Annotated in this window: 13 protein-coding genes; 10 read left to right on the forward strand and 3 right to left on the reverse strand. The window is 31.7% G+C overall.

Translation table 11 applies throughout. The features are described 5' to 3' along the window. Positions 1-64: 64 nt before the first annotated feature. From M9C82_02460 to umuC, 3 genes are all read left to right on the forward strand, one after another. Positions 65-580 (forward strand): demethoxyubiquinone hydroxylase family protein, encoded by a 516-nt coding sequence (locus M9C82_02460; GenBank protein URQ74010.1) that lies wholly within the window; start codon positions 65-67, stop codon positions 578-580. A gap of 67 nt (positions 581-647) precedes the next feature. Continuing rightward, entirely contained in the window at positions 648-1,076 is a 429-nt protein-coding gene (umuD, locus tag M9C82_02465; protein ID URQ74011.1) for a translesion error-prone DNA polymerase V autoproteolytic subunit, read from the forward strand. Positions 1,077-1,079: 3 nt separating this feature from the next. Further along, on the forward strand, positions 1,080-2,342 hold the full coding sequence (gene umuC, locus M9C82_02470; GenBank protein ID URQ74012.1) for a translesion error-prone DNA polymerase V subunit UmuC: 1,263 nt from the start codon (positions 1,080-1,082) through the stop codon (positions 2,340-2,342). On the opposite strand, the gene M9C82_02475 is transcribed toward umuC, so the two are convergent. Further along, the gene (locus tag M9C82_02475) at positions 2,339-3,349 is read right to left on the reverse strand and encodes an aspartate carbamoyltransferase (protein ID URQ74116.1); all 1,011 of its coding nucleotides are present in this window, start codon (positions 3,347-3,349) and stop codon (positions 2,339-2,341) included. The genes umuC and M9C82_02475 overlap by 4 nt on opposite strands. 104 nt (positions 3,350-3,453) lie before the next feature. Between M9C82_02475 and M9C82_02480 the strand changes: the two genes are divergently transcribed. Further along, positions 3,454-3,969 (forward strand): HNH endonuclease, encoded by a 516-nt coding sequence (locus M9C82_02480; protein ID URQ74013.1) that lies wholly within the window; start codon positions 3,454-3,456, stop codon positions 3,967-3,969. Here M9C82_02480 and M9C82_02485 read toward each other — a convergent pair. Together M9C82_02485 and M9C82_02490 are read right to left on the reverse strand one after the other, a co-directional pair. Next, positions 3,966-5,975, reverse strand: a complete 2,010-nt coding sequence (locus M9C82_02485) for a thioredoxin family protein (protein URQ74014.1) — start codon at positions 5,973-5,975, stop codon at positions 3,966-3,968. The two genes, M9C82_02480 and M9C82_02485, sit on opposite strands and share 4 nt — an antisense overlap. Further along, positions 5,962-6,519: a YqgE/AlgH family protein gene (locus M9C82_02490; GenBank protein URQ74015.1), complete on the reverse strand. Its 558-nt coding sequence runs from the start codon at positions 6,517-6,519 to the stop codon at positions 5,962-5,964. The genes M9C82_02485 and M9C82_02490 overlap by 14 nt, the downstream gene beginning before the upstream one ends. Before the next feature lie 100 nt (positions 6,520-6,619). On the opposite strand from M9C82_02490, the gene nadA reads away from it, so the two are divergent. From nadA to recR, 6 genes are read left to right on the forward strand one after another with little or no spacing between them, the layout of a single operon-like run. Further along, positions 6,620-7,648, forward strand: coding sequence for a quinolinate synthase NadA (nadA, locus tag M9C82_02495; GenBank protein ID URQ74016.1), 1,029 nt, complete (start codon positions 6,620-6,622; stop codon positions 7,646-7,648). Next, on the forward strand, positions 7,648-8,478 hold the full coding sequence (gene nadC / locus M9C82_02500) for a carboxylating nicotinate-nucleotide diphosphorylase (GenBank protein ID URQ74017.1): 831 nt from the start codon (positions 7,648-7,650) through the stop codon (positions 8,476-8,478). Before nadA ends, nadC begins: the two co-directional genes overlap by 1 nt. Then, the gene (locus M9C82_02505; GenBank protein URQ74018.1) at positions 8,475-9,182 is read left to right on the forward strand and encodes a hypothetical protein; all 708 of its coding nucleotides are present in this window, start codon (positions 8,475-8,477) and stop codon (positions 9,180-9,182) included. The genes nadC and M9C82_02505 overlap by 4 nt, the downstream gene beginning before the upstream one ends. Before the next feature lie 8 nt (positions 9,183-9,190). After that, positions 9,191-9,634, forward strand: a complete 444-nt coding sequence (locus M9C82_02510) for a recombination regulator RecX (protein ID URQ74019.1) — start codon at positions 9,191-9,193, stop codon at positions 9,632-9,634. Position 9,635: 1 nt separating this feature from the next. Continuing rightward, complete coding sequence (gene dnaX, locus M9C82_02515; protein URQ74020.1) at positions 9,636-11,105, forward strand: DNA polymerase III subunit gamma/tau; 1,470 nt, start codon at positions 9,636-9,638, stop codon at positions 11,103-11,105. Positions 11,106-11,131: 26 nt separating this feature from the next. Further along, positions 11,132-11,707 carry a recombination mediator RecR gene (recR, locus tag M9C82_02520; protein URQ74021.1) on the forward strand — a complete coding sequence of 192 codons (576 nt, stop codon included), beginning with the start codon at positions 11,132-11,134 and terminating at the stop codon, positions 11,705-11,707. Positions 11,708-11,711 lie beyond the last annotated feature (4 nt).

An 11,711-nucleotide genomic window follows, 5' to 3' on the forward strand; every position in this document is an offset into this window, starting at 1 on the left:
GACTCTGAGTCCATCAATCGTTTTAGAATTATCTTATAAGACAAATAACAGATATCATAATTATATGAATAAATTGCTCGAATCTTTCCTTCGTTCCGATCATGCTGGCGAAGTGGGTGCCGTTTACATCTATAAAGGAATTTTAACCATTGCAAAAGATCCCGAGTTATTAGAATTTTCAAAAAGGCATCTTAGTACTGAACAAGAACATTTAAGAAAAATAGAAGAAGTTTTACCTAAAGCTAAGAGAAGTAAGCTCGTTTTTCTCTGGAAAATTGCCGGTTATCTTTTAGGATTTCTTCCTGCTTTATTTGGACCCAAGATAGTTTTCGCCACAATTGAAGCCGTTGAGTCTTTTGTTGAAGATCATTATGAAGAACAGCTAATTTATTTAAGATCTCAGAGCGATCCCAATGAGCCTTTAATCAATCTCTTACAATCTTGTCAGGACGATGAAATTGAACACAAAATTGAGTCCGGTCATAAAAAAAACCTTTCTGCAGGCTTTTTTCTCAGCCTTTGGGTAAAGCTTGTTGGTGGAGGTTCGGCTTTTGCGGTGAGAGTTGCCAAAGTAATTTAATTTTAGTTGCATTTTTTGGATGTGATAATATACTGTATATATATACAGTATAAATTATTTACCTTAAATGAAAATTAAAAATTTAGGGGGTTGTCTTGACCCTGACGGAAACACTACAAAAGTTCCAATATTCACTGAAAAAGTCCAGGTAGGCTGGCCAAGTCCGGCAGACGATTACGTAGAGCGATCGATAGATCTAAATGAGTTTTTAATTAGCAATACTGCTGCAACTTACTTAGTTAGAGCAAAAGGAGATTCAATGTTAAATGTTGGTATTAACGACGGTGCGGTGCTAATTGTTGATCGCAGTATAGAACCTCAACATGGAAAAATCGTAATTGCAGCCATTGACGGCTCTTATGCTTGTAAAAAATTGCAACTCTATCCTGAACCAAAGTTGCTCTCGGCAAATATTAAGTATCCTCCAATCAAGATTGACAAAGAAGAAGACTTAGAAATTTTAGGAGTAGTGACTGCTGCTATAAATCAATTTTAAAAAATGTTTGCTTTGGTGGATTGCAATAGTTTTTATGCCTCTTGCGAAAGAGTTTTCCGACCAGACCTAAAAGATAAACCTATAGTGGTTTTATCAAACAATGATGGTTGTGTAGTTGCTTTAACCAAGGAAGCCAAAGCAATAGGTGTAAAAATGTGTGATCCTTGGTTTGAAATCGAAAAAGAGTATACAAAAAATGGAGGAGTAGTTTTCTCCTCGAATTATGAGTTGTACGCAGATATTTCTTCGAGAGTCATGGACGTTTTGGAGCAACTTGCTCCACGTCTAGAAATTTATAGCATTGACGAAGCTTTCTTAGACTTATCGGGAGTAAGCAATTGCGTTGATCTTCAAGACTTTGGAGTTGATTGTCAGCAAAAAATATTTAAATGGATTGGTGTTCCGGTAAGAGTTGGAATTGGACCTACTAAAACTTTAGCTAAGGTTGCAAGTTATGGCGCTAAAAAGTATCCCGCAACAAATGGTGTGGTAGATTTGTCTAGTAAAGAACGACAAGAAAAACTCTTAAAAATAACACCTATTGGAGAGATTTGGGGGGTTGGGAGAAGATTAGAAAAACATTTGAGCGCCATAGGTATTCAAAATGCATATCAATTAACTCAGTTAGATTTAAGTTATATTCGAAAACGTTTCAACATAGTCTTGGCTAAAACGGTCAGAGAGTTAAAAGGAGAAACTTGTATAGATTTAGAAGACCAACCAGCAACAAAAAAACAAATTGTGGTGAGTCGTACTTTTAGCCAGAGAGTAACTGATCAAAATTTACTAAATGAAGCAGTTAGTGATTATGCCGCACGAGCTGGAGTTAAACTGCGAAGAGAAAGACAAGCCTGTAAATTATTATCAGTTTTCATCAGAACAAATCCGTTTAGAAAACAAGACATTCAGCATAGAGAGACTGTTTCTATACCCTTTATAAATCCAACCAACGATACGAGAGATTTAATGTTTGCGGCAAGAATGGCTATGACAAAAATATTCAGATCAAATTTTCAATACAACAAGGCTGGCATCATGTTAAGCGATTTTTATGATGAAAAAGTTTGCCAACTAGACATGTTTAAACCCAAAGATAGAAATAGCGTTGACAAGAAATTAATGCAAACCATTGATAAAATAAATAAAACAGAAAATGGACCAGTAACATTTTTGGCTCAAGGGATAAAAAAAGAATGGTCGATGAAAAGAGAACTACAATCCCCCAAATATACGACGAATTGGAATCAATTGCCTCGTGCTAATTAATTTTTATTGGAATACCAAGAAATGGAAGATGCAGACTCATGTAAGCGATCTGTGATCCCCAAAATTAGAGAAAATAGAGCCATTCTGATTAGCAAACCATTATCAGTTTGACGGTAAATAGCTAAATTAGGATTTTGATTTAGATCAGAATCTAATTCGTTAGCATCGTTTCTGGAATCTCTGGGAAGGGGATGCATAATTACGGTGTTAGGCTCACAATTCTTAGTATAAATTTTTTCATTGAGAGACATTAACCCTTTGTACTTATTTGCTTCCTCAGCACTTTCAAACCTCTCTTCTTGAATTCTGGTAACGTATAAAATATCTACATCTGAAATTCCTTCTTGAATATTATCTGTTTCAATCAGGGAGACAGATTTTTCTTCGAGTTCATTAACAAATGAATTTGGTAGTTTTAATTTGTCAGGAGAAATAAGTTTTAAAGATATGTTTTTATAAAGGCTGAGAATCTTACATAAGGAATGAACTGCTCGACCATATTTTAAATCTCCAATTAAAGCAACCCTGGCGCTATCAATTGATTTACCTCTAGATTCTAGTTCTTTCTTAATTGTATAGAGATCTAATAAAGCCTGGCTTGGATGCTCATTATCACCATCACCTCCATTTATTACAGGAACTCTTGAGGCTTCTGCAAACTCTTCTACTGATCCTGCTAGGGGATGACGCATGACTATAATGTCACTATAACCACTTAAAACTCTTGAGGTGTCATAAAGTGATTCACCTTTTTTCAGTGAGGTCGCGTCGATTTCTGTTGTCTCTCTTACCGAGCCACCAAGGATATTGAAGGCACTACCAAAACTAATACGAGTCCTAGTACTTGGTTCAAAAAACATATTGCTCAAAATGGCACCATCGAGAGCTTTGGTTAACTTTGTTCTATTAGCGAAAGGGATGAGATTGTCAGCTGTTTCGAAAATTAATTCTATGTCAACTTTTTCAAATTGATTTATGGAGATGATGTTGCTGCCTAAGAACTCCATGCTTGCGCATAATAACATCAAGGTTTAAACGAACATAGTATTTAATTTTGATAAAGTAAAATTTTATTTTTAAAAAAAAATAAATTTCATAGTATTATTTATCTATGTCTAAGGATTGCTTAATTTTAAATGGAAACGGAAGGCCGTTAAGTTATTTCCCACTTTCGGCTGTAGATTGGAAGACTGCAGTTAAGCTTGTTTTTACAAGAAACGTAATCATCGTCAAAGAACATTCAGATTGGGTAGTTAGGTCTCCTTCATTAAATTTCAAAGTTCCAAGCATTGTTATGCTCAGGAAATATCATAAATTTTCTAGCACAATTAAATTTTCTCGTTCAAATGTCTTTTTAAGAGATATGTATACTTGTCATTACTGTAAAAACGTCTTTGAAAAAAAAGATCTAACAATTGATCACGTCATTCCTAAGAGTAAAGGAGGGACAACTAATTGGGAAAATGTAGCTACATCATGCAAATCTTGTAACATTGCTAAAGCTGATAAAATTCTTGAAAATCTGCCAAAAATTTCTAAACCTACTTTTAGAGAACTTCTAAAAGGCCAAGAGCATCTAATTAAAGATAAAATAGTTGAAGATTGGGAAGAATATATTGTCGCCTAATAACTCTTCTCTAGATAATTCTCTAATATAGATTTATTTAAAATTTCGGGGAGAATAATTGGTCCATATTCCTCATATGGGTAGAAAACATAAAGTGGAATGCCAGATCTTCCATAACTTTCTATTAATCTATTGATATCGGAATCTTTATTAGTCCAATCAATTTTTAAGTACGAAATATTTTCCGATTCTAAAGTCTCTAGAAAGTAATTAGTGTTAAGTGCTACTTGTTCATTTACCTTGCAAGTAATACACCAATCAGCTGTGAAATTTATAAATAAAGGCCCTGATTTTGATAACTCTTCGATTTCTTTTAACGAAGTTACATCATTATTATTGATTTTATCATTATAATCATATGGTAGTAAGAAAATTGATCCTGAAATAAAGGCTACAAAAACGGGCAAGAGTGTTTTTTTGGAAAATTTAAAAAAGTTAATAATTTTTTCTGAATAACATAGAAAAATGACAAATAAAATTCCAATAAGAACTCCAATAAGACTATCCAGAGATATTTGATTACTCAATATCCAAAATAACCATAAGACGGTCAAAAATATTGGGATTGCCATAACTTTTCTAAAGGTTTCCATCCAATTTCCTGGCCTTGGTAGATATTCTAAAATTCTTGGGAACATACTAATGGTTAAGTAAGGCGCACTAAAACCCACACCCAATGAGAAGAAAATTAAAATTGAATAGAAGTTTGGTTGCGTCAAAGCAAGACCTAAAGCAGAACCCATAAATGGAGCCGTGCAGGGGGTCGCAACAGCAACTGCTAAAATGCCTGTTGCAAAGGAATTATTATAAGAAGTTGTTCTTGCTTGCATTCCAAAATTTCCAAGAAAATTTGGAAAACTAAAAACACCTAGAAAATTCAAAAATAAACCTACAAATAAATACATTAACAGAGTTACAAATATCGGAGACTGTAGTTGAAATCCCCAGCCTATCTCTTCGCCTAAAATTTTCAGAAACAAAATAAAAATTCCAATAAGAAGAAAAGATAAAGTAGAACCAAAAGAAAAAGACAATCCGTGTAAAAAAACTTGTCTTTTATTGTTTGCAATTTCAATAAAATTAAATATTTTCAGAGCAATCACTGGAAAAACGCAAGGCATTAAGTTCAATAATAATCCTCCCAAGAAAGCAGAAAATAAAGTGATTATTAGACTCAAGGAATTTAAACTATCAGAAGTTAAAAATGAATTTGTGGAAAAATAATACGACTCTAAAATATTTTCGTCCTTAAATGTAATCACTCCCTTAACGCTTGAATTAGAGTTATTTAATTTAGATTTTTCTACTGCGTGATAAAAAGAATTTTCTTCAAATTTAGTTTTTTGTTCCGCAGTGTGATTTATTAGATTTTGATCATAAGGAAAGAAATAAACCTCTGTATTAATCAACTTAGAATCTACTTTTCCTGTAAGTAATATTTCTCCTTTTTCTTCCAATACTTTGATTGAAGAGGGAAGTTTTTTTGGTAACTTTTTTTGTTTTTCTAAAAGCTCAGAATTTTTATTACTGAGTTTGTAATCATCGATTTTTAAAAATGTTGTTTCTATTGAAGCAGATTGTGGAAGGCATACATCTTCACAAGCCAACCAATTAGATTTTAAAAAAATCTGCTCTGAAGATAATAAATCTCTTTCTACAGTAAGATTAAATAGCACTGTTACTTCTTCATTGTAACCATATGTCATTAAAGGCGGATAAGGGATAATTTCTGGAGAGGGCCATTTCGGGTTAGAAATTTTAACTCCTTCAGGTAATTTCCATTCAAAACTTGCCTTTTCTCCTGAATCTCCAGGATTTATCCAATACGTATGCCATCCTGGATCTAATCTGAATTTAACTCCCACAAGGTAGGTATCTTCAGAAGTTTTGATGATGTCCTCAGCAAGAATCTCTATCGTAGAGTTTGATGCAGTTCCTATTTGACTCCCAAAAATTAAATTTGGAAATAATAAAAAAAATAAAAGAAGATTTTTATGAACTGCCATAGTTTGAACTAACAGTCTGTAGATTAAAACCAGCTAGTTTGGAGACTTTATTTATTTTTTGGTCATTAGGAGTATTAAAAATAATTTCCTTGGACGAAGGGGTAATTAACCAATTTCCAGAGAGGATTTCGGTTTCTAATTGTCCCTCACTCCAACCAGTGAAACCAAAAGATACTAAAAATTTTTCTGGTCCATCATCATTTAGAATTGATTTGATTAACTCTACGTCTTGAGAAACAGAAATTTCATCATTAATCTTTATGAGTGGCTTGAACCTATCGTCTTCAGAATAAAGGACGTAAACTGACATAGGTTGGACAGGCCCCCCAAGAACGATTTTTCCAGAATTGAGTTTGGCTTCCAATTTAGAGCTTATTGAAGAAAAAAAATCAGTTAATTTAATTTCCACAGTCCTATTGATTATTAGCCCATAAGATCCTTTATTATCATTTGCACATAAATAAATTAGACTATTGTTAAAATAATCATCATCACTTTCAGGCGCGCAATAATAAAGAAATTTATCTTTGAGGGAATTATTCATTATGAGTATGTTAGATTTCTAATTATAAATGTCTAATATCTTTTTTAATTGATATTTATATATATGATTTCTTGTAAAATTATCAATATTAAAAAAATTAATGAGAAATATAATCCCTAATCATTTGTTAGAGAAACATCAGGCTAAATTACTAAAGCGTAAAGTCTATGATGCACACGATTTAAAGCTGTTAAAGAAATCCATCAAGTCATTATTGGATGAAAAAAACGGGGTCTTAATTTCTCATTACTATGTCGATAAAGAAATACAAGAATTAACAGAAGATTTGGGCGGTTGCGTTTCAGATTCGCTACAAATGGCTAAGTTTGGACAAAACAGCGAAGCAGACTTACTCGTGGTTTCTGGAGTAAAGTTCATGGGGGAAACGTCAAAAATTTTAAGTCCTGAGAAAACCATTCTTATGCCTACTCTTGAAGCCACTTGTTCTTTGGATCTAGGATGTCCCGAGGAAGATTTTAAGAAATTTTGTGAAGAACACCCAGACCGAGAAATAGTTGTCTATGCCAATACTTCAGCTGAAGTAAAAGCATTAGCAGATTGGGTAGTTACATCTAGCATTGCATTAGAAGTCGTCGAACACTTGCATAGTCAAGGAAAAAAAATCATATGGGCGCCCGATAAGCATTTAGGAAAGTACATCGAAGATTATACTGGTGCAGATATGATTTTGTGGGATGCATCTTGCATAGTTCACGATGAGTTTAAGTATCAAGGCTTATCAGATATGAAGAAATTACATCCCGATGCCGGAGTATTAGTTCATCCAGAATCACCCATGGAGGTCATAAAGTTAGCAGATGCAGTTGGCTCTACTTCTCAAATTTTGCAAGCCGCAAAAAACTTAGATTTTAATAAATTTATTGTTGCTACTGATAAAGGTATTTTTTATCAATTAGAAAAAAATAATCCTAAAAAAGTTTTTTTTGAGGCACCAACTGCGGGAAATGGTGCACAATGTAAGAGTTGTTCTCAATGCCCTTGGATGGGTCTAAATTCATTAGAAAATCTAGAGAAAACTCTTCTTGATATGAAAAACATTATTAATGTTTCAGAAGAAACAATTCAAAAAGCACAAATATCTTTAAATAGAATGACTTCCTTTAAGTAATGAATCTAGATGCAGTAAAAAAGAACGTAAGAGTTGCGCTCAAAGAAGATAGTGTTAGACAAGATCTATCTATAAAAGCAATAACGAAGTTTTCAAAGAAGATTGTTTCAGCAGAACTTATCATCAGAGAAAAAGCGATTATTTCTGGAAAGGCCTGGCTCGAAGAAAGCTTTAAACAAATAGACCCAGCAATAAAGATTTCCTGGAGATTTAAAGAGGGTAAAGAGGTTCCAAAAAATTCTATAGTCGCTAAGATAACTGGAAATCCTAAGGCAATACTTTCAGCAGAAAGAACCGCTCTTAATTTCTTACAGTTTATGTCAGGAATATCGACAAAAACTGCTTTAGTTAAATCTAAAATAAAAAACAAAAAAATCAAATTATTAGATACAAGAAAAACTATCCCAGGGATGAGAGCAGAACAGAAATATGCAACCAAAGTTGGCGGTGCAACAAATCATAGATTTGATTTGTCGGACGGTTTGATGATTAAAGATAATCATATTTTTGCCACAGACGGACTTAACAATATCTCTTTTAAAAAAAATTTTATTAGAGGTAAATTTCTTGAAATTGAAGTTAAAAAACTATCTCAATTGAAAGATGCTTTGAGATTGAAGCCAGATGTTATCATGTTAGACAATTTCTCTAAGACGTCTATTGAAAAAGCTTTGAAAATAATTAACGCCCAAACCAAAATAGAAATTTCTGGAATAAAAAATGAATCTCATTTAAAAGAGGTTTCAAATATGAATGTTGATTTTATTTCCCTAGGAGATCTAACTAAAAATATCAAGGCTATAGATTTCTCATTAAACTTCATTAAATGAGAATCTATTTAATTTTTTCTCTACTGTTTATTTTTTTTTCATGTTCTGATGATCAAATTTCTCAAATAAATTTTCCTAACAAAACTTTTATAGAATTTGATTGGTGTATTTATAAGAGTAATTATGATGCCGATGATTTAGTAGAAATATTTATAGATTACAAAAATATTTTACAAAATAGAAATTTGAGTAGTTCATATTTAAATCCTCTTTTTAATCCTGAAGATTATAATTTTATTAAAATGGATGGATTTGAAAATAAAAAAGATTATTTAGAATTCATGAATTTTAAAGATAAAAATCCATATAGGAGATGGCAAAAAAAATTTGATGAGGTGGCTTCTTGTAGTGAATCAGGAAAACAATTTTTTTATGATTTTTCTAATAAAAAGATAGATGCTTTAAAGCATAAAAATAAAAGTATGGAAATGTCATTTTGTAAAAAATTACCCAACATAGAATTGAGCCAAATTGTTGATAATTTAGAAGTTTTAGAAACAAATAATGAATTAGATATTTATATCCTTGCTCCTGAGATTTCAAACGATTATTACGATTATCTATTTTTATTATTGTTTAAAAATGACAGGGCAATTGATGAGGATTTTCTATCTGAAAATTTTGGTTTTTTAATAAATTGCCAAACTCCATTTACTAAATTAAATGAAAAAAAAATTGGTTTTGATAATTATCCTTTAATTTAAATTCAGAATTGAAAAAACAAATAGCCAATGAAGATATAAGATTAAAAATTATGAATTTACTATCAAGGAGAGAGCACTCTGAAAAAGAAATTTATATGAAATTAATTAAATTTGTTGAATCTAAAGGCAGACTAAATGATGAAATTGAGAAGCTAAAAAAAGATGATCTGTTATCAGATGCACGGTTTTCAGAAGCTTATATGAGATCTAGGTTTAACTCAGGGTTTGGACCAGTTAGGATTAAATACGAATTAAATAGAAAAGGTGTTGACAAAATATTCATTGAGCGCGCTTTTATAGAAACGGATTTAGATTGGGACAAAAAAATGATTGAAGAATATGAGAAAAAATATGATTCAAACAAGACAAAAGATCAAAACTTTTTAAAAATTTCAAAATTTCTCTTGTACAGAGGTTTTGATCTTGAAAAAATATCTAAATTAAAAAAATAAATTGAGTTATCTAGTTTTAGCAAGAAAATGGAGACCAAAATCTTTTACGGAAGTTGTTGGTCAAGATCACATCGTTCAAGCGTTAAAAAATTCTTTAAAAAATGATATGCCTCACCAGGCATTTTTATTTACTGGAACGAGGGGAGTTGGTAAAACCTCGTTAGCTAGAATTCTTACTAAAGCTTTAAATTGTGAACATTTGAAAGATGGCGAGCCATGTAATAAGTGCGATTCCTGTCTCTCGATTAACGATGGATCCTCAATTGATTTTCAAGAAATAGACGCAGCTTCTAGAAGAGGTATTTCAGAAACTAAGGAATTACTTGAAACTATTCCATACCTACCATCATCTTCAAAATTTAAAGTTTATCTAATAGATGAAGTACACATGCTTACAAAAGAAAGCTTTAATTCTCTCCTTAAGACCCTTGAAGAGCCTCCACCACATGTAATTTTCATGTTTGCAACAACTGAGGTATCACAAATTCCTGCGACAATCTTGTCTAGGTGTCTCCAGTTAAATTTAAACTCCGTATCCAATGAAGATTTGATGTCACAACTTGCAAATATTTTCTCTAAAGAAAAAGTAAAGTATGAAGAAGGCGCACTGCAACTTATATCTGAGGCCGCCAACGGAAGCATTAGGGATGCTTTAACTATTTCTGAAAAAATCATTTCTTTTACAGAAAAAGACATAAGGCAAGCCTCGGTTAGGCAGATTCTAGGGATTCCTGATAATGAAATAATTCAAGAAATTTTAATCAATTTAAAAAATAATGATCCAAAAAAGCTTTTTGAGGTTTTAGAAAATATTACCAAAGATACCCCGATTAAAAATATCTTTCTGGAAATTATGGAATTAATTAAAAATATTTCATTGAGACAATTTAGTCAAAACAAAAAAATTGACTTTAACAAAGAGCTCCTTGAACTTGAACCCCGCTCATTGCAAATTTTTTATCAATTATGTCTTGTCAATTTGGAGTACATTGAAGAATCTCCAGATCCTAAAGGAGTTTTGGAAATGACCCTTCTTAAAATGTTGGCTTTTGATATAGAAGAAAAAAAAAATTTAACAATTAATCAGAATTATTCTGTCAACTTAAATTGGCCTGAATTGATAAATAAATTAAATTTAAATAAGGTTTTCACTCAACATCTTATGCACACCAATGCGATCTTAAAAGGAAAGGATTTTGTTATTTCACTACCTAATGAAAGAGAAGAAATGATTGGAGAAGATAATAAATTTACTTTGGAAGCTAAACTAAGAGACTATTTTTCAATACATGACTTAAAAGTTAAATTTAATTCTGATTATGATGATTCAATTTCTCCCTCAAAAATAAATGAAGAAATTAAGAAAAAAGAAAGTGAAATTGTTGAATCTAGAATTAGCGAAAGTGACTCTTATAAAAAGATTGTTAATGAATTAAATCCAGAAATTAAGAAATTCGATACCAATTCGTGAAAATTAGTAAAAATATTGAAAACCTTATGATGAATTTACAAATTCTTCCGGGGGTCGGTCCAAAGACTGCAAAAAGGTTGGCTCTTTTTTTACTTGGAGAAAATAAAAAAGATGCCAGAAAACTGTCATGCTCTATTGATGAAGCGTTGGATTCTATAAAAGAATGTCAAATCTGTGGTGTGCTTAATGATTTAGAAATTTGTTCAATCTGTTCTGATCCTGCCAGAGATAATTCTAATTTATGCGTTGTAGAGACAACCTCAGATCTTTTTGCAATTGAAGATACAAAAGAATTTAATGGAAAATATTTTGTATTAAACGGTTTATTGTCACCTATTGATGGTATTGGCCCAGACGAATTAAGGATAAATAAACTTATGGAAATCTGTAATACTAGAAAAGTTAAAGAAATTGTAATAGCTTTGAATTCAACTTTAGAGGGAGAAGCAACAGGTTATTTTTTATTTGAGAATTTTAAAGGAATGGATATTAAAGTTTCAAAATTAGCGGAAGGCGTTCCTGCGGGAGGAGACTTAGATTATGTTGACAATAACACCCTAAAAAGAGCTTTTTCATGGAGAAGAGAGCTAAGTAAAGATTAAGTTT

The sequence above is a fragment of the SAR86 cluster bacterium genome (genome assembly GCA_023703675.1).
Taxonomy (GTDB): domain Bacteria; phylum Pseudomonadota; class Gammaproteobacteria; order Magnimaribacterales; family AG-339-G14; genus AG-339-G14.